The organism is Streptomyces sp. NPDC055243 (genome assembly GCF_044544025.1).
Lineage (GTDB): Bacteria > Actinomycetota > Actinomycetes > Streptomycetales > Streptomycetaceae > Streptomyces.
The window spans coordinates 49932-72182 of the sequence record NZ_JBITWR010000028.1 but is presented as its reverse complement, the minus strand read 5'-3'; the positions used below and the strand labels follow the sequence as shown (position 1 = coordinate 72182).

Annotated in this window: 19 protein-coding genes and 1 riboswitch; of the genes, 8 read left to right on the top strand and 11 right to left on the bottom strand. The window is 70.4% G+C overall.

Annotated features, from left to right (window positions below; all coding sequences use genetic code 11):
- Nucleotides 1-44 precede the first annotated feature (44 nt).
- Complete coding sequence (locus ACIGXX_RS42890) at nucleotides 45-2615, bottom strand: ATP-dependent DNA helicase (RefSeq protein ID WP_399984504.1); 2571 nt, start codon at nucleotides 2613-2615, stop codon at nucleotides 45-47.
- Between the two features lie 253 nt (nucleotides 2616-2868).
- Nucleotides 2869-3026: riboswitch (cyclic di-AMP (ydaO/yuaA leader) on the top strand.
- A 7-nt stretch (nucleotides 3027-3033) separates the two neighbouring features.
- Here ACIGXX_RS42890 and ACIGXX_RS42885 point away from each other — a divergent pair.
- Nucleotides 3034-4230, top strand: a complete 1197-nt coding sequence (locus ACIGXX_RS42885) for an NlpC/P60 family protein (protein ID WP_399984501.1) — start codon at nucleotides 3034-3036, stop codon at nucleotides 4228-4230.
- A 149-nt stretch (nucleotides 4231-4379) separates the two neighbouring features.
- Here ACIGXX_RS42885 and ACIGXX_RS42880 read toward each other — a convergent pair whose 3' ends face one another.
- Nucleotides 4380-4733: a hypothetical protein gene (locus ACIGXX_RS42880; RefSeq protein WP_351172165.1), complete on the bottom strand. Its 354-nt coding sequence runs from the start codon at nucleotides 4731-4733 to the stop codon at nucleotides 4380-4382.
- 320 nt (nucleotides 4734-5053) lie between these two features.
- On the opposite strand from ACIGXX_RS42880, the gene ACIGXX_RS42875 reads away from it, so the two are divergent.
- Entirely contained in the window at nucleotides 5054-6097 is a 1044-nt protein-coding gene (locus ACIGXX_RS42875) for an NlpC/P60 family protein (protein WP_399984498.1), read from the top strand.
- A gap of 132 nt (nucleotides 6098-6229) precedes the next feature.
- Nucleotides 6230-6868, top strand: a complete 639-nt coding sequence (locus ACIGXX_RS42870) for a hypothetical protein (protein WP_399984495.1) — start codon at nucleotides 6230-6232, stop codon at nucleotides 6866-6868.
- Nucleotides 6869-6896: 28 nt separating this feature from the next.
- On the opposite strand, the gene ACIGXX_RS42865 is transcribed toward ACIGXX_RS42870, so the two are convergent.
- Both ACIGXX_RS42865 and ACIGXX_RS42860 read right to left on the bottom strand, forming a co-directional pair.
- Nucleotides 6897-7718 (bottom strand): LuxR C-terminal-related transcriptional regulator, encoded by an 822-nt coding sequence (locus tag ACIGXX_RS42865; RefSeq protein WP_383820151.1) that lies wholly within the window; start codon nucleotides 7716-7718, stop codon nucleotides 6897-6899.
- A complete protein-coding gene (locus ACIGXX_RS42860; protein ID WP_351172153.1) occupies nucleotides 7715-9004 on the bottom strand; it encodes a PspC domain-containing protein in 1290 nt (429 codons plus the stop codon). Before ACIGXX_RS42860 ends, ACIGXX_RS42865 begins: the two co-directional genes overlap by 4 nt.
- Nucleotides 9005-9187: 183 nt before the next feature.
- Between ACIGXX_RS42860 and ACIGXX_RS42855 the strand changes: the two genes are divergently transcribed.
- Nucleotides 9188-10525 carry a PspC domain-containing protein gene (locus ACIGXX_RS42855; RefSeq protein ID WP_366464487.1) on the top strand — a complete coding sequence of 446 codons (1338 nt, stop codon included), beginning with the start codon at nucleotides 9188-9190 and terminating at the stop codon, nucleotides 10523-10525.
- Nucleotides 10512-10799, top strand: coding sequence for a hypothetical protein (locus tag ACIGXX_RS42850; RefSeq protein ID WP_399984490.1), 288 nt, complete (start codon nucleotides 10512-10514; stop codon nucleotides 10797-10799). The genes ACIGXX_RS42855 and ACIGXX_RS42850 overlap by 14 nt, the downstream gene beginning before the upstream one ends.
- A gap of 69 nt (nucleotides 10800-10868) precedes the next feature.
- On the opposite strand, the gene ACIGXX_RS42845 is transcribed toward ACIGXX_RS42850, so the two are convergent.
- The 3 genes from ACIGXX_RS42845 to ACIGXX_RS42835 form a co-directional block, all read right to left on the bottom strand.
- Complete coding sequence (locus ACIGXX_RS42845; RefSeq protein WP_351172144.1) at nucleotides 10869-11393, bottom strand: DoxX family protein; 525 nt, start codon at nucleotides 11391-11393, stop codon at nucleotides 10869-10871.
- 132 nt (nucleotides 11394-11525) lie between these two features.
- Nucleotides 11526-12791, bottom strand: a complete 1266-nt coding sequence (locus ACIGXX_RS42840) for a hypothetical protein (RefSeq protein ID WP_399984540.1) — start codon at nucleotides 12789-12791, stop codon at nucleotides 11526-11528.
- A gap of 160 nt (nucleotides 12792-12951) precedes the next feature.
- Nucleotides 12952-13737, bottom strand: a complete 786-nt coding sequence (locus ACIGXX_RS42835; RefSeq protein WP_351172142.1) for a class II aldolase/adducin family protein — start codon at nucleotides 13735-13737, stop codon at nucleotides 12952-12954.
- A gap of 163 nt (nucleotides 13738-13900) precedes the next feature.
- On the opposite strand from ACIGXX_RS42835, the gene ACIGXX_RS42830 reads away from it, so the two are divergent.
- Nucleotides 13901-14380, top strand: a complete 480-nt coding sequence (locus ACIGXX_RS42830; protein ID WP_361468437.1) for a pyridoxamine 5'-phosphate oxidase family protein — start codon at nucleotides 13901-13903, stop codon at nucleotides 14378-14380.
- 98 nt (nucleotides 14381-14478) lie between these two features.
- Here the strand turns inward: ACIGXX_RS42830 and guaA are convergent, their stop codons facing one another.
- Nucleotides 14479-16065, bottom strand: a complete 1587-nt coding sequence (guaA, locus tag ACIGXX_RS42825; protein WP_351172136.1) for a glutamine-hydrolyzing GMP synthase — start codon at nucleotides 16063-16065, stop codon at nucleotides 14479-14481.
- A gap of 255 nt (nucleotides 16066-16320) precedes the next feature.
- Between guaA and ACIGXX_RS42820 the strand changes: the two genes are divergently transcribed.
- Nucleotides 16321-16815 (top strand): chorismate mutase, encoded by a 495-nt coding sequence (locus ACIGXX_RS42820; RefSeq protein WP_361468433.1) that lies wholly within the window; start codon nucleotides 16321-16323, stop codon nucleotides 16813-16815.
- A 751-nt stretch (nucleotides 16816-17566) separates the two neighbouring features.
- Here the strand turns inward: ACIGXX_RS42820 and ACIGXX_RS42815 are convergent.
- Nucleotides 17567-18355 (bottom strand): hypothetical protein, encoded by a 789-nt coding sequence (locus ACIGXX_RS42815; protein ID WP_399984483.1) that lies wholly within the window; start codon nucleotides 18353-18355, stop codon nucleotides 17567-17569.
- Between the two features lie 178 nt (nucleotides 18356-18533).
- Complete coding sequence (locus ACIGXX_RS42810) at nucleotides 18534-18971, bottom strand: hypothetical protein (RefSeq protein ID WP_361468427.1); 438 nt, start codon at nucleotides 18969-18971, stop codon at nucleotides 18534-18536.
- Between the two features lie 156 nt (nucleotides 18972-19127).
- On the opposite strand from ACIGXX_RS42810, the gene ACIGXX_RS42805 reads away from it, so the two are divergent.
- Nucleotides 19128-20237 (top strand): LPXTG cell wall anchor domain-containing protein, encoded by a 1110-nt coding sequence (locus ACIGXX_RS42805; RefSeq protein WP_399984479.1) that lies wholly within the window; start codon nucleotides 19128-19130, stop codon nucleotides 20235-20237.
- A gap of 137 nt (nucleotides 20238-20374) precedes the next feature.
- Here ACIGXX_RS42805 and ACIGXX_RS42800 read toward each other — a convergent pair whose 3' ends face one another.
- On the bottom strand, nucleotides 20375-22210 hold the full coding sequence (locus ACIGXX_RS42800) for a GMC oxidoreductase (RefSeq protein WP_399984476.1): 1836 nt from the start codon (nucleotides 22208-22210) through the stop codon (nucleotides 20375-20377).
- Nucleotides 22211-22251 lie beyond the last annotated feature (41 nt).

The window sequence follows — 22251 nt, the reverse complement described above, 5'->3', positions numbered from 1 at the left end:
GCCCGCGCGGCGACCCCGCACAACTCGGGCCGCCGCCTGCGGCGTTAGAGCTTCTCCACCGGCGCGTACCGCAGCAGGAGCCGCTTGGGCTTGGGCTCTCCGAAGTCCACCGTCGCCTCGGCGTTCGCGCCCGTGCCCTTCACCCCGACCACGGTTCCGAGGCCGAACTGGTCGTGCGTGACCCGGTCCCCGATCGCCAGCGCGACCACCGGCTTCTCCGTCGCACGGCGCGTGGCGAAGCCCTGCGCGCCCCCGGTGCGCGAGCGCGACGACGACAAGGAGGAGGCGATCCCGGCCGCGGGTCCGGAGGACGCCGGTGCGCCGACGGAACCCTTCCGCTTCCAGTCCAGGTGGGCCTCCGGGATCTCCTCCAGGAAGCGCGACGGCGGGTTGTAAGAGGGCTGTCCCCAGGCGCTGCGCATCGAGGACCGCGTGAGGTAGAGCCGCTCCCGCGCGCGCGTGATGCCCACGTACGCGAGGCGGCGCTCTTCCTCCAGCTCCTTGACCTGGCCGAGGGAACGCATGTGCGGGAAGACGCCGTCCTCCATGCCGGTCAGGAAGACGACCGGGAACTCGAGGCCCTTGGCGGTGTGCAGCGTCATCAGCGTGATGACTCCGGAGCCGTCGTCCTCCTCGTCGGGAATCTGGTCCGAGTCGGCGACGAGCGCGACCCGCTCCAGGAACTCGGAGAGGGTGCCCGACACGCCTGTGCCCGCGCCCGCGCCCGCTCCTGCGTCCGCGTCCTCGGTCTCCGCTGCACCTTCACCGGCTTCACCGGCCCCACCGGCCTCACCGGCGCCACCAGTGTCACCGACTTCACCGCTGTCCTGCTCGAACTCCAGAGCCACGGCGGCGAGTTCCTGGAGGTTCTCGATGCGCGTCTCGTCCTGCGGGTCGGTCGATGCCTGCAACTCGGCGAGATAGCCGGTCCGTTCGAGCACGGCCTCCAGGACGACGGCGGGACCCGCGCCCGACTCGACGACGGTCCGCAGCTCCTCCATCAGCACGTTGAACCGCTTGACGGCGTTCGCCGAGCGAGCCGCCATTCCGTACGCCTCGTCGACGCGCTTCAGCGCCTGCGGGAAGGAGATCTTCTCGCGCTGCGAGAGCGCGTCGATCATCGCCTCCGCGCGGTCGCCGATGCCCCTCTTGGGCACGTTCAGAATGCGCCGCAGCGGGACGGAGTCCTCCGGATTGGCGAGCACGCGCAGATACGCGAGGACGTCCCGGACCTCCTTGCGCTCGTAGAAGCGGACGCCGCCGACGACCTTGTACGGCAGGCCGACGCGGATGAAGATCTCTTCGAAGACACGGGACTGCGCGTTCGTCCGGTAGAAGATCGCGACGTCACCGGCCTTCGCGTCGCCCGCGTCGGTGAGCCGGTCGATCTCGTCGGCGACGAACTGCGCCTCGTCGTGCTCGGTGTCGGCGACGTAGCCGGTGATGCCCGCGCCCGCGCCCGCGTTGGTCCACAGGTTCTTCGGGCGGCGGCTTTCGTTGCGCTCGATGACGGCGTTGGCCGCGGTCAGGATCGTCTGCGTGGAGCGGTAGTTCTGCTCGAGGAGGATCGTCGTCGCGTTCGGATAGTCCTCCTCGAACTGGAGGATGTTGCGGATCGTGGCGCCGCGGAAGGCGTAGATCGACTGGTCCGCGTCACCCACGACGCACAGCTCGGCGGGTCCCTCGCCCTCGCTGCCCTCGCCGTCCGCGGGACCCACCAGCTCGCGCACCAGGGCGTACTGGGCGTGGTTGGTGTCCTGGTACTCGTCGACCATCACGTGGCGGAAGCGGCGGCGGTAATGCGCGGCTACGTCCGGGAACGCGCGGAACATGTTGACCGTCGTCATGATCAGGTCGTCGAAGTCGAGGGCGTTCGCCTCGCGCAGCCGCGACTGGTACATCGCGTACGCCTGGGCGAGCGTCTTCTCGAAGCCGTCGGCGGCCTGTCCCGCGAAGGTCTCCTCGTCGATCAGCTCGTTCTTCAGGTTCGAGATCTTGGCGCTGAAGGACTTCGGCGGGAACTTCTTCGGGTCGATGTCCAGGTCCCGGCAGACCAGGGCCATCAGCCGCTTGGAGTCGGCGGCGTCGTAGATCGAGAAGGAGGAGGTGAAGCCGATCGTCTTCGACTCGCGGCGCAGTATCCGCACGCACGCGCTATGGAACGTCGACACCCACATCGCGTTGGCCCGCGGCCCGACGAGCTGCTCGACGCGCTCCTTCATCTCGCCCGCGGCCTTGTTCGTGAACGTGATCGCCAGGATCTGCCCCGGGTGCACGTGCCGCTCGGCCAGGAGATACGCGATGCGGTGCGTCAGGACCCGGGTCTTGCCCGAGCCCGCGCCGGCGACGATGAGCAGCGGGGAGTGTGCGTGCACGACGGCCGCTCGCTGGTTCTCGTTCAGCCCGTCGAGCAGGGCCGCCGGGTCGATCACCGGGCGGGGGGCGCCGCCGCGGTAGTGCGCGTCCCGGGGTGTGGGCGCGTCGAACTTCCCGTCGAACAGATCATCCGGAACGGATTCCGGGGCACTGTCCTCGGGCGGCGGCGGGGGCTCCTCCTCCGAGGCCCGCGAGGGCTGGAGGTCCGCCAGGAAGCTGTCATCAAAGAGGCTGCTCATCGCCTCCCGAGTCTAGGCGGCCCCACTGACAACCCACCCCGGGTTCCGGCCACCTCACCCCGCCTACGCCCGCCTACGCCCCGCCCGCGGACGGTCACGCTCCGCCATGGCACGGCGTGCCCGCGTCAAGAGCTTCGTAAAGTAACGAAAACGTATCGGGCATATCGAACATCAACCTTCACACGGGCCACACGAATTGGCTAGGTTGCTGCCCGGGCCGCTCGCACTCCCACCGGCGAACCCCGCCGGGAACGGGTGGCCTCCGCCGAGTTCGATCTCCTCGGAGCCGGGGACCCACTTTGAACTTGGGGTGAATCGGTCCCGTACGAAGTACGGGACTGTAGGGCAACCTTCCGGAACCACCCGCCCGAACCCGACAGCTAACCCGGTAGGCGGTCTACGGAAGGAGTCGCCTCCCTTGGCGTCGCACCGCAAGCCGCGGACCCGCATGGCCGGCCTACGCGCCACTCCCGCCCTCGGCATCACGACGGCGGCCCTCACCTCCGTGGCCCTGCTGTCACAGAGCGCGCAGGCAGCACCGTCCGCTCCGCAGAAGCCCAGCCTCGAAGAGGTCCAGAAGAAGGTCGACGACCTCTACCACCAGGCGGGCGTCGCCACCCAGAAGTACAACTCGGCCAAGGAGCGCACCGACAAGCAGCGCAAGAAGGTCGACACACTCCTGGACGACGTGGCCAAGCGCACCGACAAGCTGAACGAGGCCCGCCAGGAGCTGGGCACGTTCGCCGCGGCCCAGTACCGCACCGGCGGCGTCTCCGAGACCGCCACGATGATGCTCGCCGACGACCCGCAGGGGTACTTCGACCAGAACCACCTGTCGGACCGGCTCACCGCGCGCCAGAAGAAGGCGGTCGACGACTACCAGACGCAGCAGGCGTCGGCTACGAAGCAGCGCACGAAGGCCGCCAAGAGCCTGGAGACGCTGAGCGACTCGCGGGACGACCTCAGGACGAGCAAGCAGACCGTCCAGAAGAAGCTGGGCCAGGCGCGCACGATGCTCTCGGAGCTGACCGCCGAGGAGAAGGCGCGGCTCGCGGCGATCGAGAAGAAGAAGGAAGAAGAGGCCAAGCGCAAGGCCGCCGAGCTGGCCCGCAAGCAGGAGGCCGAGGCGGAGGCCAAGCGCAAGGCGGCGGAAGAGGCGGCGGCCAAGGAGCGCGAGCAGAACAAGGAGACCCCGGACTCCGGCTCCGACACCGGCACGGGTTCCGGCTCCGGCTCCGGCTCCGGTGGCACGGACAGCGGTTACGCGACGAAGGCCGCGAAGGTGATCAACTTCGCGGAGGCGCAGATCGGCAAGCCGTACGTGTGGGGCGCCACCGGCCCCGACTCCTACGACTGCTCCGGGCTCACCCAGGACGCGTGGAAGGCCGCGGGGATCTCCCTGCCGCGTACGACGTGGGACCAGGTGAAGGTCGGCACGACCGTGAAGACCGCCGACGCCAAGCCGGGTGACCTGGTCTTCTTCTACGACGACATCAGCCACGTAGGGATCTACATCGGCGACGGCAAGATGATCCACGCCCCGAAGCCGGGCGCGAACGTCCGCGTCGAGTCGATCTACTACATGCCGATCCACAGCGTCGTGCGACCCGCGTAACCGTCACACACACGAGAAAACGGCCCTCCACGCGCGCGTGGAGGGCCGTTTTTCTGCGGCTCGGGTTCTGCGGCTCGGGTTCTGCGGCTCGGGTTCTGCGGCTCGGGTTCTGCGGGCCGGTTTCTACGGGCCGAGTTCTGCGGGCCGGGTCAGGTCCACAGCACCGCGATGAAGATGTTCACGACGGTCAGCAGCCCGACGGCGCCGAACATCGCCTTGTCCACCTTCTCCTCGTCCCGTTTCACGTAGACCAGCGCGAGGATCACGATCAGCACGGCCATCTTGATGCCGATCTTGACGTTGTTGACCGGGTTGTCGTCCGCCTGGTTGAGACCCACCAGGATCACGCCCGTGACGAGCATCGTCAGCGCGCCGTGCAGCATCGCCGGGTTGAAGCGGGCCGTGCCCTGGCCCATCTGCTTCATCTGGGTAAGGAAGCCGCCCAGGAGGGAGGCGATGCCGATGATGTGCAGGCCGACGAAGAGATGGGTGAGAACGTCCATGGTTCCGGAGCCTAGCCGGGGCCTTATCACCGCTCCGTAGCCAGGTGGGCCCCAAGCGGCGCATCGGTCACACGCGTACGCGAAGGGTCCTCGCCCGAGAGATCGAACAGCCACATACGGTCACCGTCTAGAACACTTGCGTCAGTTGTGCACAATCCGCCACCAAGCCGTGACGGCCAGGTTTAGCGTCCTTCGTCAGGTGACCGGCTCCCCACCGCCGCCCGGACCAGGGGCGGCAGTCGGACACCACCGCCGAGAATCCGGCGGCGGTCCGCTCCCCCTGTGCGGGCCGCCGCCGGACCCTTAAGGAGCCCCCCTTCGTGGCAGCGCACCGCAAGCCCAGACAGCGCTCGCTCAGTGGCCATACGGCCCGCACCGCCGCCACCATCGCCCTCGCGGGGGCCGCCACGGCCACCGCGTTCGACGGGACAGGACACGCGGATCCGCGGCTCAGCCCGGCCGAGGTGAAGTCCAAGGTCGACGCGCTCTACCGCGAGGCGGAGATCGCCACCGAGAAGTACAACGGCGCCAAGGAGAAGGCCGAAGGCGCCGAGAAGTCCCTGCGCGAACTGCGGGACGAGGCGGCCCGCAAGACGGAGAAGCTCAACTCGGCACGCGAGGGCCTCGGTTCGATCGCCGCCGCGCAGTATCGCAGCGGCGGCATCGACCCGGCCGTCCAGCTCGCGCTCTCCTCCGATCCCGACCAGTACCTCGAGCGCGCCGCACTCGCCGACCGGGCGGACAGCCGCCAGGCCGCGACCGTCGCCGGAGTGCGCAAGCAGCTCCAGGAGGTCGACCAACTGCACACCGAGGCCGACGGGACTCTGGCGCACCTCAAGTCCCGCCAGGCGGAGCTGAAGAAGCACAAGAAGACGGTCAACGGAAAGCTGGACGCGGCCAAGCGGCTCCTGTCGCAGCTCACCGGCGACCAGCGCGCGGAGCTGGCGGGCGAGGACAGGGCGTCCCGCACCGCGGGCCGCGACGGCATCTCGGGCACCCCGGCCAAGGCGCCCAACGCCCGTGCCTCAGCGGCCGTCTCGTACGCCCACAAGGCCCTCGGCAGCCCGTACGTATGGGGCGCCACCGGTCCCAACGCCTTCGACTGCTCCGGGCTCACCCAGGCCGCCTACCGGTCTGCGGGGGTCGACCTGCCGCGCACGACGTACGCGCAGATCGCGGCGGGCGAGCGGGTCCCGCGCTCCCAACTCCAGCCCGGCGACCTGGTCTTCTTCTACCAGGGCATCAGCCATGTGGGGCTCTACGTGGGCAACGGCCAGATGATCCACGCCCCGAACCCGAGCGCTCCGGTACGTCTCGCCCCGATCAGCCAGATGCCCTTCGCGGGCGCGACGCGGGTGGCGTGAGGGGTCACGTGAGGGGTCACGTGAGGGGGCGCAGGCCGTTGTCGGCGGGGTGCGGGGCATCGCGGGCAGGGTGTTGTAGGGCACTGCGGGCGGGGTGAGAAGCCTTGTGGACCCGGAGGTACTGTCAGGGCCATGCCCCGCCGTACGCTGCCGCCTCCTCCGCCACCTGCCTACCTGCGCACCTGGCAGGACCGGAACGCGCTGCTGCACGACCGCGGCATGGCACTCGAAGCGCTGCGCAGGCAGATCCTGGGCATGCACCGAATCCTGCTGCTCTGGCTGTTCGCGCTCGGCTGTGTAGTCGGCTGGGCGCTCCTGACGGTGCCGCTCGAAATGATCGAGGACCACGACGTGATGGCCTTCGTCATGGTCCCGCTCTGCGCGGTCCTGGGCCTCGGAGCCCTCGTGCCCTGCGTGATCGGCGTCGTCGTCGGTATCCGCAGCGACCGGAAGGCCCGCGAACTCACCGACAGCTGGCTGGCCCTGGACAGCCACCCGGCGTCGGACTCCGCTCTCCGCTCCCCCGGCCTCAGCCTCTGCTGGCTCCTCTCGTCCCTCCTCGTGTGCGCGCTCGGCCTGTGGGCGTCGTTCGCGGCCGCCGCCTACGCCGAGCCGGGACGCGACTCGTACAGCGACGTCGCGCTCGGCATGGGCACGGGCCTCATCTTGTGGCTGACGGGCCTCATCGGCATCACCAAGGCGGTGGGCCACTACCGCTGGGCGATACGGAAGTTGGGCCCCGCCCCCGCTGCGAACGGCGCGCACCGCTAGCCAGGACCGCCCCCGGCCGCGGGGACCGTCAGACCAGTCGCCGGGCCGTCGCCCACCGCGTCAGCTCGTGCCGGTTGGACAGCTGGAGCTTCCTCAGCACCGCCGACACATGCGATTCGACCGTCTTCACGGAGATGAAGAGCTGCTTGGCGATCTCCTTGTACGCGTACCCCCGCGCGATGAGCCTCAGCACCTCGCGCTCGCGCTGCGTGAGGCGGTCCAGGTCCTCGTCGACCGGGGGCGCGTCGGTCGACGCGAAGGCGTCGAGGACGAACCCGGCCAGGCGCGGCGAGAAGACCGCGTCGCCGTCCTGCACCCGGAAGATGGAGTCGACCAGGTCCGTACCGGTGATCGTCTTGGTGACATAACCGCGGGCACCACCGCGGATGACTCCGATGACGTCCTCGGCGGCATCCGACACGGACAGCGCGAGGAACCGCACGGGCCGCTCGGCATCGGACATCAACGGCGCGCACCTGCGCAGCACTTCGACCCCGCCGCCGCCCGGAAGATGCACGTCGAGGAGCACGACCTCGGGACGCGTCGCCGTGATGACCGTGACCGCCTGGTCGACGTCCGCCGCCTCGCCGACGACCTCGACACCGGTGATCGCGGTCCTGCCGATCTCCGCCTGGACGCCCGTGCGGAACATCCGGTGGTCGTCGACGAGGACGACGCGCGCACGGCGGCCCTCCTGGTCACCGCCCACGGCACCACTGGCCGCGCCAGCCCCACCGGCGGCCTGAGCCGGTTCATTCGCCCCGGCAGATGTGTGCGCTTCGGCCGCGGACGGTTCGACTGCTCCGTCCGATCCACCCCTGGGCCCCACGGGCTCGCTCGCGTCGCTCATGTCGTCGCCGTCCTCTCCATCTCCAGCTCGACTTCCGTGCCGCCCCCCGGCACCGCGCGCAGCCGCGCCGTGCCGCCGTTGCGCTGCATACGGCCGATGATCGATTCTCGTACGCCCATGCGGTCGTCCGGCACGGAATCCAGATCGAAGCCGGGGCCACGGTCCCGGACGGACACGAACACCGTCTCCCCCTCGACTTCGGCGAAGACCTGCACCGCACCGCCCTCGCCACCGTACTTGGCGGCGTTCACCATTGCTTCCCGCGCGGCCTGCGCCTGCGCCGTCAGCCGGTCGTCGAGCGGGCAGTCGCCGACTATGACGACCTCGATGGGGACGCCGTGCTTGTCCTCCACCTCCGCGGCGTCGCGCCGGACCGCTTCGGCGAGGGTGTCGGGCTCATCCGCCTCGTCCTTGCCGGTGCCCTCCGGTTTGTAGAGCCATTGACGCAGGTCGCGCTCCTGGGCGCGGGCCAGGCGGCGCACCTCTGAGGCACTCTCGGCATTGCGCTGGATGAGGGTCAGGGTGTGCAGGACCGAGTCGTGCACATGGGCGGCGACCTCCGCCCTCTCCTGGGCGCGGATACGCATCAGCCGCTCCTCGGAGAGGTCCTGCATCATGCGCACGAGATAGGGGCCGGCGAGCAGCGCGACGCCGACGAGCACCGCCAGCGCGGCCTGCAGCACGGAGCTGAGGTGCGAGGTGGAGCCCTGCAGCACGAAGATGCCGGAGACACCGGCGCCGACGAGCAGCACTCCGGCCCCCGCGCGGGCGATGGTCAGGGTGCGCCTGCGGCGGCCGACGGCCATCCAGCGGGCCCTGCGGGCGTTGTCCGCCTGCCGCCAGACCAGGGCGACACCGGCGGCGACGAGCAGGGTCGGGACCAGATAGGCCTTGGTCGAGCTGCCCAGATCCACGTTCCCGACGAAGACCATGGCGACGATGACCATCGCCAGCAGCGCGACGAGCTGGCCCTTGTCCGGCTTGCGGGCCACGAGTCTGCGGCGTCCGTCGGACGCCGTCTCGGTGGTGACGGCGGTGGGCGGGCGCTCGGCGTCGACCCCGCCGACACCCAGCGGCACGAAGAACCAGAACGCCGCGTACAGCAACGCACCCAGCCCGTCCGCCATGAACAGACCGACGAAGATCAGCCGCACCCAGACCACGGGCAGCCCGAGATGACCGGCGAGGCCGCGAGCGACACCGCCGAGCCAACGGCCGTCACCGCTGCGATAGAGCTTTCGCAGCGGCCGCTCGTCTTCGATGGATACTGCTGCGGCTTCCGGCATGTCTCCGATATTCACACGCGTACGCGGGCGCGGGCATCAGGGTCGACCCCCGAGACGTCCCTGATCTCCGACCCGGACGGCGGGGCGCGGAGGTCGGGGCAGGGACGTGTCAGGGGCGATCTCAGGGTTCGGCCAGGGTTGTCCCGACTGCCGCGGCGGCCTCGGGCCCGTCACCATGGACACATGACAGACGAGCAGCCCGCCGGGACGGGCCCGCAGGCCGCACCGCGCGACCCCCTTGCCGCCACGGCGCGGGAGCCGGGCGGGCCGTGGGACGTGCGGGCCTTCCGCCGCGACCGGCGGCACAAAAGGCTGGGCGGCGTGTGCGCGGGGCTGGGTCAGCACTGCGACATGGATCCGGTGATCTTCCGGATCGGGCTCGCGCTCCTCTCCGTCACCAGCGGGCTCGGCCTTGTCTTCTACGGCTTCGCGTGGCTGTTCGTCCCCTTCGAGGACGAGGAGGAGAACGAGGCGCGTCGGCTCCTCTCCGGCCGGGTGGACGGCCAGGCCCTGACGGCCGTGCTCTTCGCGCTCGTCGGCTGCGGCGTCTTCCTCTCCCTGCTGAACAACGGCGGGGCCCTCACGTTCGCGGCCGTCCTCGCCCTGCTCCTCGCGGGCGCGGGGTACTGGTCGCAGCAGCGCGGCACGACCGATCCCGACCCGGTGGCGGCCCAGGCCGTGGCGGACGCACCGCCCGAGGCGAAGGCTCCACCGGTGGCCGGTGCCCCGTCGTGGTGGCGGGACCCGATCGTCAAGGACGGCACCCACGACGGGATCTCGGGCTACTTCTGGGGGCCCGAGGGCGTGACCGTCCAGTATCAGCCCGACCCACCGCACGGGCGGATACGGCAGCGGGAGCCCGCGGCGGCCCCCCGGCCCCAGCAGCGCGGCCCCCGTTGGATCGGTGGCTCCGTCTTCCTGGGAGCGCTGCTCGCCGGCGGTCTCGGCACCGGCCTCACCTGGGAGGAGCAGCCACTCGGCACCAGCCTGCAGGCCGGCCTCGCCCTCGCCCTCGCCGTGTTCGGCATCGGCATCGCTCTCAGCGCCTTCCTCGGGCGCACCGGCGTGGGCTCGATCGTGCTCGCGGTGATCACGGCCGGGCTCCTCGCGGGCTCCGCCGCACTGCCCAAGGACATCAGCACCAGTTGGGCGGAGACGGAGTGGCGGCCGACCACGGCGGCACAGGTCGAGCCCCAGTACGAACTGGGGTCGGGCATCGGCACGCTCGACCTGACCCGCGCCGGTCCCGGCAAGGGCCGGACGCTGAGCACCAGCGCCGAGGTGGGGGCCGGGCAGGTGAAGGTGATCGTGCCGAAGGACAGCACGGTGAAGCTGAACGTGGAAGTGGGCATCGGCGACATCCAGTTGCCGGACGATCCCAAGAGCGACGTGGACATCGCTCCGGGCAAGGAGAAGTCGGTGACGCTGAATCCCCCCGCGGACAGCAAGGACGGCGGCACGCTCGAGCTGCACATCGAAATGGGCATCGGACAGGTGGAGGTGAGCCGTGCTACGTCATGAGTTCCATCCCGGCAAGCTGGTCCTCGGCCTCTTCCTCCTGATCACGGCCATCGCCTATGCGGGCGACGTGGGCGGCGTCTGGGACACGCCGTGGTTCGTGGCGTTCCCGCTCCTGCTGGCGGGGCTGCTGCTCGGCGGCGCGGCGGCAGCCGTCTCGTACGGCGTACGCGGCCGGCCCACCGCCCGCACGGCGGACCGCGCCCCGAGCCGACCGGTGGACACCACAGCCGACCGGATACCCGACCGCCCGGGCGACGACTCCAAAGACGCCTAGCCGACCCTGCCGGGACCGACCAGGCCCACGGCCCGACGAAACCCGCCTCGCCCCGGTCCGTCCGACGGCTCAGCCGAGCCCCGAACTGTATTTGCGCCGATTCGCGATCATCGCGTCGACCGAGAAGATGGATGCCCCCGCGAGGATCAGCGGGAGCCAGGCCATCAGGTAGGCCAGGTCGTTGCCGTAGTAGTAGGGCTCGGTGGACCAGCTCACGGTCAGCCAGAGGCTGAGCGAGATCAGCGCACCGCCGAGCGCGGCGATCCGGGCGAAGAGGCCGACGAGGGTGCCGATGCCGACGGCCAGTTCACCGAGGGCGATGGCGTAGCCAAAGCCGACGGGGCTCTTGAGGGAGAGGTCGACGAGGGCCGGGACGGCGGAGATGTCGCGGACGCCTTCCATCATCTCGCCGATGGACCCCGCACCACTGGCCGACATGAAGGCGCTGTCGGTGAGCTTGTCCAGGCCCGCGTAGATGAAGGTGACACCGAGGAAGATCCGGAGCGGGAGCAGGGCGTATCGGGAAGCGCTCTCCCGCCAGCCGCTGCTTCTGACGTAGCTGGTGTGGCTGTCGGTACGCATGCCGTGCGCCATCGCTCTCGCCGCCTCTCCCGTTGACCCGCTTCGCCCGTGGACCCGTCATCTGACGATACGTACGAACAAGGGGGCCTGCTCAGTGGCTTGCACCGAATTCGCGAGGACCGGCCCGGTGCCGGGCCGAGGTCCTCAGTCCGTGACGTCGATCGTGCAGCGGTTCGTCTCCACGCCCGCGGCGGTGATCACCTGGACGTCGACACGCCCCGGCTCCACGTCGACCGGGACGGGGACGGTCAGGGCCGCGTCGGTCGGGTTGGTGAAACCGCCCGGCACGGGGACCAGCGGCACATGGACGTGCACGGTTCCGATGCGAACGACCATACGGGCGAGCCGATCGGCGGTCTGTGCGCCGGGGGGCACGAATCCGGCGCCGCGGATCTCGATGTCGTCGCCGGTGCGGATGGGGGCGTCGAGGTCGCCCGCCTCGCGGGCGCGCACCACGGAGAGGATCACGGGCCGACCGCCCTCGGCGTACTTGCCCGCGAGGTATGTGGCCGCCGACACCAGGACGAGGAGGGCAAGACCCCACGGCAGATCGGGCAACTGTTCGGGGCGGCGCGCGAGGCGTACGGCGGCGAAGACCACGGCGACGGCGCTGACCAGCACGTACTGCGCATCCGCGAAGCTGCCGCGGCCCGCGTCGTCGGTGAGCAGGTCGGCGGCCCGGGGGCGGTCGGCGGGCACCTTCTGCAGCCGCTGGCCAAGGACGCGCAGGCCCACCACGCGGCGTACGAGCACGGCCACCGCGCAGACCACGGCGAGGACGGTCACGGCCCCGGCGGCGCGGGCCAGGTCGAGACCGGCGATCAGCTCGTCCCGCTCGCGGTGCCCCGAAGCCCCGGCGAGCTCGCCCACGAGGACGAGCACGGCGAAGACGACGAGGAGGACCCAACAGGCGGCCACCGCGCGGGAGGTGGAGAGGCGGTTGTCCTCGCCGATCAACGGCGCGAGTACGCCGCCGCGTGTCCGGTGCGCGTATCCGGCGGCGGTCAGCAGAGCGGCGACGATCGCGGCCGCGAGCACCCCGGCGGTGCGGGCGAGGGTCCACCCGGTGCCGATCGCGGTGAGCGCCTGGACCAGGAGCAGGACGCCCACGGCCACCCAGACGACCGCGACGGTGCGCCGCCACAGCAGGCCGAGCCAGGCCTGGCCCTCGGCCCGGCCGCGTTCGGCGACGGCGCGCGCGGACTGGGTGAGCTCGTCCGACACCCACTGCCGTGATGCGCCCGCCGAGTGGGCGACCGCCGCGGGCAGCCCCTGGCCCGCCGCCAGCTCGTCGCGTTTGGCGAGGAACGCGGCCACGGCGCGCCGATGCCCCTCGCGCGCGCCGTGCGGGCAGTCGCCGCATGTGCAGCCGCCCCCGTGTGCGCCCTGCCGCGCCTCCTGCACCGCCACCACCGCGTACGCCGCCTTCCCCGCCCTCGTTCGTGCACCGAAACGTGAACTTCCTTGCGATGAAAGGGGATTGTGCCGTACTGGAAGGCGATCAGGTTCCTCGGGTCAGGTCAGCGAGGGTGATTGCCCCGCGCTCGTGTTGACGACGGAGATCATCGGCTCAGGCCAGCAGATCCGGTTCGCTGCGGCTGATGTCCTGCCACAGGGACTGGTAGTTGATCCACGCGACGAGATCGCTGCCGAGCTGCTCGCGGGTCGCCACCGCCTGCTTGTGGCCGATGAGGATCGGGCGGCCCGCGGCCCGCGCGCTCAGCTGGACCTGGCAGGAGCGCTCCATCGTGAGGAACCACCAGGCGGCGGCGTCGACGGAGTCGCCGACGGTGAGCAGCCCGTGGTTGCGCAGGATGACCGCCTTGTGGTCGCCGAGCGCGGAGGCGATCCGCCGCCCCTCGTCCGCGTCGACGACGACGCCCGTGTAGCCGTCGTACAGCGCGTGGGTCTCGTAGAAGGCGCAGGACTCCTGAGTGATCGGGTCCAGGAGTTCGCCGAGCGTGGACAGGGCGCGGCCGTGCAGCGAGTGGCAGTGCGCGACGGCGACGACGTCGGGCCGCGCCAGGTGTGCCTGCGCGTGCACGGTGAAGGCGGCCTGGTTGACGTGGTGGCGGCCCTCGACGACCTGCCCGTCCGCGTTGGCGAGGACCAGATCGCCGACGGTGACGTGTTTGAAGGGCATCCCGAAGGGGTTCACCCAGAAACAGTCCTCGTGCTCCGGGTCCCGTGCCGTGATGTGCCCGGACACCCCGTCCTCGTATCCGAGCCGCCCGAAGATCCGCAGCGCCCCGGCCAGCCGTTCCTTGCGGTGGCGCCGTTCGTCCGCCAAGGATTCGTGCACCGGCGGCATCGCGAACTGCAACCGCTCGACGGGTATCGGTGTGGGCGCCTGCATGTGTCCTCCATCCCTGACTGTACGGAGCGGAAGTTACCGCCGGTCAGCGCAGGAAGACAGGGGTCCCCTGTGAAGAGAGTGCGCAGCCGGGACGCGGCGCCGGGCCGAGATCGGTGCGTCATGCCGGACAGAAGGTGTCGGGTATTGGCGGGACACTCGCCGCATGACGACGAACTGGGCAGCCTTCAGCGCAGCAGAACCCACCTTCGCGCGGACCGCGGAGGAGCGGTTCGGCCTGTTCACGCACCACGTCCTCGCCACACTCCGCAAGGACGGGTCGCCGCGCACGACCGGGCTCGAAGTCCGTTTCCTGCACGGGGAGTTGTGGCTCGGCATGATGCCGGGCTCGATGAAGGCGCTCGACCTGCGCCGCGATCCGCGCTTCTCGCTCCAGGCGAACCCGGGACCGGGCACGGAGATGGCCGGGGGCGACATCCGGATCTCCGGGCGGGCGATCGAGGCCGAGGACCCCGAGCTCATCGCGCGGTACGTGGGCGAGGTGGACCCGCCGGACCCGGACGCGTTCCACCTCTTCCGCACGGAGCTGACGGAGGTGGTCCGTACGTACATCGAGGACGAGAAGTATCTGGCGGTGCAGCTGTGGAAGCCGGGTGCGCCGGCGCGGACGACCAGGCGGACGTGACGGCAGAACGCCGGTGCCGCCGCCCGGTTCGAGGGGCGGCGGCACCGGCGTTCAGACCTTTGCCAAGTCTGGGAGGGGCCTGTGTCAGGCCCTGTGGACTACTCCCACTCGATGGTGCCCGGCGGCTTGCTCGTCACGTCGAGGACGACGCGGTTCACGTCGGAGACCTCGTTCGTGATGCGCGTCGAGATCTTCGCCAGGACGTCGTACGGAAGGCGCGACCAGTCGGCGGTCATGGCGTCCTCGGACGAGACGGGCCGCAGCACGATCGGGTGTCCGTACGTCCGGCCGTCGCCCTGCACGCCCACGCTGCGCACGTCGGCGAGCAGCACCACGGGGCACTGCCAGATCTCCCGGTCGAGACCGGCGGCGGTCAGCTCCTCGCGGGCGATCGCGTCGGCCTCGCGGAGCAGGTCGAGGCGCTCCTTGGTGACGTCGCCGACGATGCGGATGCCGAGGCCGGGGCCCGGGAAGGGCTGGCGCTGGACGATCTCGTCCGGCAGGCCGAGCTCCTGCCCGACCATCCGCACCTCGTCCTTGAAGAGCTGGCGCAGCGGCTCGATCAACTGGAACTCGAGGTCCTCGGGGAGGCCGCCCACGTTGTGGTGGGACTTGATGTTGGCGGTGCCGGAGCCGCCGCCGGACTCGACGACGTCCGGGTAGAGCGTGCCCTGGACGAGGAACTCGACGGGCTGGTCACCGGGCGCCTCGGCGACGATCTCCGCCTGGGCCTGCTCGAAGACGCGGATGAACTCGCGGCCGATGATCTTCCGCTTCTGCTCGGGGTCGGAGACCCCGGCAAGGGCGCTCAGGAAGCGCTCCTGGGCGTCGACGACCTTGAGCTGTACGCCCGTGGCCGCGACGAAGTCCTTCTCGACCTGCTCGGTCTCGCCCTTGCGCATCAGACCGTGGTCGACATACACACAGGTCAGCTGCGAACCGATGGCCTTCTGCACGAGAGCCGCGGCCACCGCGGAGTCGACGCCGCCCGACAGGCCACAGATCGCGCGCTTGTTGCCGACCTGCTCGCGGATCGCGGCGAGCTGCTCCTCGACGATGTTGCCGGTGGTCCAGTCGGGCTTCAGGCCCGCGCCCCGGTAGAGGAAGTGCTCGAGCACCTGCTGGCCGTGCGTGGAGTGCATGACCTCGGGGTGGTACTGCACGCCGTACAGCTTCTTCTCGTCGTTCTCGAAGGCCGCGACCGGTACGACGTCCGTGGACGCGGTGACGGTGAAGCCCTCGGGCGCCGCGCTGCACGCGTCGCCGTGCGACATCCACACGGGCTGCTCGGCCGGGGTGCCCTCGAAGAGGGTCGATCCGGACTTGGAGACGTGCAGGGGCGTGCGGCCGTACTCACGGGCGCCCGTGTTGTCGACGGTGCCGCCGAGGGTGGTCGCCATCAGCTGGAAGCCGTAGCACATGCCGAAGACGGGGACACCGGCCTCGAACAGCGCGCGGTCCAGGCGCGGGGCGCCCTCCGCGTACACCGACGAGGGGCCGCCGGAGAGGATGATCGCGGCGGGGTTCTTCGCGAGCATCTCGGAGACCGGCATGGTGCTCGGCACGATCTCGCTGTAGACCCGGGCCTCACGGACGCGGCGGGCGATGAGCTGGGCGTACTGCGCTCCGAAGTCGACGACCAGAACGGTGTCGGGAGCGGCGGCAGCGGGGGACGCTGATGGCACGGCGGCGGCCTTCCGGCGTTGAAGCGTGAGCTTGAGCGTGAGCTGGGGCTCGTGCGTGAGCAGGGGTCTGTTTTGTCGATTCTAACGGGCTCGCGGACACCCCCTTCGTCGCATCCGACGGAGCCCGGCACGAGCGGGCGGTCGCGGGAGGGGGCGTCTCAGTATCCGAGCCGCGGCGGAACCCGTGTTGACCAGGCACGCGCGCGTGGGGGCATACTGGCCCCGTGAACAAGCACCTCGGCTTCCTCTTTACCTATGGCACCCGGCCCGCCGGCTGCCATGGTCGAGCTGCTTGATCCACTGACAAGCGACTTCCCAGGCGCCCCGGGCCGACAAGGCCCGGGGCGTTCTGTCATTTCCGGGCCTTGTCGCTCCGGGGCGCTCCCACCGAGATCCGCCGGGATCACCGAGATCCACCGAGATCCGAGATCCCGAGATCCGCATCCGACAGAGGAGCCCCAGATGACCACCGCCACGACCGACAAGACCGGCGCCCGCACCCCCGAGGCCGCCGACGTGATCGAGGGCGCGCGTGACCGCATCGACGCACTCGACGACCGCATCATCGGTCTCGTACAGGAACGGATGGCCGTGTCGGCCGTCATCCAGGAGGCCCGGATCAATTCGGGCGGCCGCCGCGTCAACCTCTCGCGCGAGATGGAGGTCCTCGGCCACTACAGGGACGCGCTCGGCAAGCCCGGTACGTCGCTCGCGATGACGCTCCTGGAGCTGTGCCGGGGCCGGGTCTGAGCCCCCGCGCAGCTTCGCCCCGGGCCCCCGGACCTGAGTTCGGGTCCGCTCTCACCCGTACGGCGCGTGACCGGGTCCGGAGCGGCTTCGTTGGTCCCGATGTCCGTGCCAGCCAGGGGCGGGCACGGAAAAACCACGCGTGGCTCCGCTGGAGCGATGAGGCGCACACATCGTGTGCGCCGTGGGACCTCGCTCCAGAGACGTGACCGGACGGCAGGGGACAGCAGCCCGGTCACCCAGGGAACGGTCGGCTTCGGGGACGCCCGGAGCCGACCGGCCTCACTCCCTCGACATCCCTCGACGTCCCCCGACATCCCTCGACGTCCCCCGAAGTCCCTCGACATCCCCCGGCGTCCACCCGAAGTCCCGAACCGTCCGTCCCCCAATGCGCCCCCCAGCCGCCCCCAGCCTTCTCCCGGTCCCCCTGTCCCCGGTTTTCAGCTCTTCCGTCCCCGTGGAAAAGCCCCCAGCTGTCCCTGTTCGTCTGGATCACGTCGAACCGGTTGCGCGGGTCGCCGCGCATCGAGCACGATGCCTAGCAGGACAGGCCGCACGCCCAGCACTGCACAACTCCATTGCCATTGGTCGAGACCACTAGTGCGCCCCTCGTGCGCCGGGTCGGCCACCGGTGGTCGCAGACTCGCGGCGCACTCCCCCCGGCGCCGCTCCGTGGCACCGACGCTGCCCTGACGTCGGTGCTGAAGCCAAGGGCCCCGCGGATCCGTCCCGCGGGGCCCTTCGGTCTGTGCTCCTACTTCGCCTCGGCCAGCTTCGCGAGCTGCGCGTCGACGATCGCGTCGGCGACCTTCGGGTCGGCCTTCACCCCGTCCTGGAACTTCTCGGGCAGGCCGGCGGCCTCACCCTCCTTGTCGGCCTGGGCCGACTCCGGGTCGAAGACGTTCGAGGCACGGAAGGCGATCAGCGTCGAGCCGCTGCGTACGACGGTGACGCGGTCCCGGTCGAGGAACTCACCGGCACGGCTCGCGAGCTTGTACGAGACGGCCTCGTCGCCGCCGACCGGCGCGGGCTGCGGCCTGACGCCGATGTACCGGCGCCCGCCGTCCCCGAACGTGGCGCACTTCCTCGACTTCGTCGCCGTACGCAGCGTGTCCATGGTCTTCTCGGCGTCGGCCTGACCGTACGCGAGCAGCACGACCTCGGTCGTGGTGGTGTCCGCGACGTCGGTGCTGGTCAGCGTGCGGCTGACGTGCGCCTTCGACTTCGGCGGGGCGGCGGCCGTCAGCATCTCGGCCAGCGGGCGGCACTCCGCCGGGTTCGCACGGGCCGCGGAATCCGCAGGCCCCTTGGAACCCTCGGGCTCCTTCGCGACCTTGTACTTCTTCACGTCGCCCGAGGCGAGAGCCGCCTTCTCCAGCTTCGCCGTGGCGGAGGGGGCGCCCGACTGCGCGGACTTCGACGGCTTCCCGCCCCCGTCACCGTCACCCTTGCCGTCACTGCCGCTGCCGCTGCACGCCGCCGTAAGGCCCAGCACCGCCACGGTCGAAACAGCCACCACGCCACGCGCCACAGCTGACTTCACGTTCCCGCTCCCCCACTCTCGTCTCGCATCGTGCGGAGTCACCCGGTCGTGCAGAGTCACCCGCTCATGCGGAGTCACCCGCACCCCTTCTACGACGGAAGATCGTTACGGACGGTTCCCACCCCCGGAACCGGCCACCACCCGAGAGCCGCCACCCGAGAGCCACCGCCAGAGTGAGCTACCGCCAGATCCAGAACCGGAACGGGCTCAGGACCACGATCGCCAGCGCCATGCAGCCCACCACGATCACCACACTCCACACCCGGCGGCTGCGCTCCGAACGCCCGCCGCGCCGCGGCCCGGTCGGCGTGGACCGCCACTCGTCCGGCCGCCACGCCCCGGCCGCCCCCTCCCCCCGCGCCGCCTTGCGCTTCCTGCGCCTGCGGCCCAATACCCGCGAGTCCGCCGCCTGTTGGCGCGCCGCCTCCTCGTCGAGGCGCCGCAGCCGCTCGGCCACCATGCGCGCCCGCGCGGACGGCTCCTTCGGCGCCGAGGTGCGGATGTCGCGCAGACTGTCGCGCTCGAACCGCTCCCACACGTCGTCCGGCAGCTCCTCCGGCATCCCGCCCGGTATCTCGTCCGGTATCTCGTCCGGTATCTCGTCCGGCTTCGCCACGCCGCCCCCTCCTGCCGCCCCTTGCTCCCGGCGGATCGCCGTAGAGCGGAGGAATTTCTACGGCACCCGGCAACAACGGCACAAGCCGTGTGATCCAAGCCACATAAGAATTCTGTGAGTTCCAGGACAACCATTCACAGGGGACACGGGTCATGCATGCGTAACAACGGCCACACCCGCGTCCCCACCGCGGAGGCCTCCACCTCCGTATCGCTCACCAGGCGGTACGCCGGACTCACTGAGGTCTTCATGAAGCTTCGTCGTGTCATGGCCGCAGCGGCCGCGACCGCTGCCATAGCCCCGCTCGCGCTGCTTTCGGCCCCTGCCGCCTTCGCGACCGACGACCCCACGACTCCGCCTCCGAGCACGTCGGCCCCCGCGTCCGAGACGCCGCCGACCACGCCCGGCGAGACGCCGCCCACCACCCCTGGTGAGACGCCGCCGACCACGCCCGCGGAAACGCCGCCCACCACGCCGGCCGAGACCCCGCCGACCACTCCGGCCGAGACGACCCCGCCGGCCGAGACGGAGGAGCCGACCGACGAGCCCTCCGAAGAGCCCACCGAGTGCCCGGTCGACGAGGACGGCACCGACGCCGACTCGAAGCTGGAGCTCGGCCTCTCGGGTCTGCCCGGCAAGATCGTCGCGGGCAGCGGCTGGCACCAGTTCAAGCTGACCGCCTCGAACCCGAGCGACGAGGACCTCGGCGAGGTCCAGTGGCTCGCCGCCGTGGACAACTTCACGGAGAGCGAGGACGAGAAGGACTGGCTCGCCAACTACGCGCAGATCCAGTACTTCAACCCCGACTCCAAGGCCTGGGAGTCCATCTCGGACGAGGTCTCGGGCGGCCTCTACTTCGGCACCACCGAGCTGGGCGCCAAGGAGAAGGTCGACATCAAGCTGCGCCTCAACGTCAGCGCGAAGGCACCGGCCGGCGACGGATACGCGCTCGGCCTCGGCGGCTACCTGGACTCCGAGGCGAACTGCGTGCACAACGCGTTCTCCTTCTACGAGTTCACGGTCCTGAAGCCCGGCAGCGACAACGAGAACCCGGGCGAGGCCGACGAGAACAAGGGCGGCAAGACGCCCGACACCGGCAAGACGCCCCAGGGCGGCGCCAAGGTCATCCCGACCACCGGCAGCCTCGCCGAGACCGGCTCCAGCTCCGTGCTGCCGACCATCGGCCTCGTCGGCGGTGTCGCCGTCATCGCCGGTGCGGGCGCGGTCTTCGTCGTCCGCCGCAAGAAGGCCGACGCCACCGCGTAAGCACGCCGGTATCGGTCCGCCGGACAACGGCACGCCGCTCAGCGGCACCTGAACACGCGAAAGGACCTGCGCTCGGAGGGGGGCGCAGGTCCTTTCGCGTACGTACGTTCCCTGGGGCGCCCCAGGGAAGGGCGGGGCTACTTCTTGGCCGGCACCGCGGGCATTCCCAGGAAGGGAAGCTTCAGCGCGCCGAACGCGTCCGCCGGTACCGCCGGGGACTTCGGCTCGACGGCGGCGAGGCGTACGTACCGCGCGCCCTGTGCGGGACGGGTGTCCTCGGCGCCCTTGTTGGGCCAGAACGACATCGCGCGCTCGGCCTGCGCGGTGATCGTGAGGGACGGGTTCACGCCCAGGTTCGCGGAGACCGCGGCGCCGTCGACGACCGAGATGCCGGGGTGGCCGTAGAGGCGGTGGTAGGGGTCGATGACCCCGGTGTCCGCGGAGTCGCCGATCGGACAGCCGCCCAGGAAGTGCGCGGTGAGCGGGGTGCCCATCAGCTCACCGATGTTCGACCCCGCGAAGCCGTTGATCTCCTTGGCGAGCAGCGTCGCGGCCTCGGTGGCCTCGGGGATCTGCGTCGGGTTGGGCGCGCCGTGGCCCTGCCGTGCGGTCAGCAGGCCCTTGCCGATGCCCTTCTCCTTGCGGTACGTGGTCAGGGAGTTGTCGAGCGTCTGCATCACCAGGCCGATGATGGTCCGCTCCGACCAGCGCCGGTTGGAGAGCGAACGGGCCATCAGCCAGGGGTGCTTGACCGCGTTGCCGAGCCACCCCGCGACGCGCGCCTTGCCGCCCTTGATGCTGTACGGCACCTGGAGGATCGTCATGCCGCCCATCGCGTTGGACTTCTTGCCGTAGCGGACCGGCTCGATGTGCGTGGTGGCGTTCGGGTGGATCGACGAGGTGATCGCGACGCCCTTGGTGAAGTCCACCTTCTCGGCGCCGTGCAGCTTCCGGTAGCGGCGGTCGGTGGTCTGCGAGCCCACCAGCGCCTCGGAGTTCGTGCGGGTCAGCGCGCCGAGCCGCCCCGAGATGCGCGGCAGCATGCCGGTGTCCTTCATGCGGTGCAGCAGCGTCTGCGTGCCGTAGGTGCCCGCCGCGACGACGACCTCGCGCGCCGTGAACGTACGTCCCTTGCCCTTGCGCTTGTTGTCGGTGGGCAGGGTGGCGACGGCGTACCCGCCCCGCGAGTCCTCGGTGACGGTGACGACGGATGTCATCGGGTGGATGACGGCGCCCGCCTTCTCCGCCAGGTAGAGGTAGTTCTCGTTGAGGGTGTTCTTGGCGCCGTGCCGACAGCCCGTCATGCACTCGCCGCACTCGCTGCAGGCCTTGCGGGACGGGCCCGCGCCGCCGAAGTAGGGGTCGGGAACTTCCTCGCCCGGCTTGGCCGTTGAAGTACCCGAGGCGTCCTGCTCGTCGCCGAAGAAGACGCCGACCGGCGCCATGTGGAAGCTGTCGCCCACTCCCATGGCCTGGGCGGTCGCCTTCAGGTGGACGTCGGACGGAGTCGTGGTCGGGTTGAGCCGCACCCCGAGCATGCGCTTGGCCTGCTCGTAGTAGGGGCCGAGCTCGTCCTGCCAGTCCGTGATGTCCTTCCACTGCGCGTCGTTGAAGAACGGCGCGGGGGGCACGTAGAGCGTGTTCGCGTAGTTCAGCGAACCTCCGCCGACGCCCGCCCCGGCCAGCACCATCACGTTGCCCAGCAGGTGGATGCGCTGGATGCCGTAGAGGCCGAGCGCCGGTGCCCAGAGGTAGTTCTTGAGGTCCCAGGAGTTCTTCGGGAGCGACTCACGGGTGAAGCGGCGCCCCGCTTCGAGCACGCCGACGCGGTAGCCCTTCTCCGTCAGACGCAGGGCGGAGACGGAGCCGCCGAATCCGGACCCGACGACGACGACGTCGTAGTCGTACGACGCGTCGTCGTACCCACCCGCCTCACTGTCCGACTGTTTCTGGACAGAGCTCTCCTGTGACATTGACTCTCCTCGTTGAGAACTAACCCCTAGAGAACGGCTCT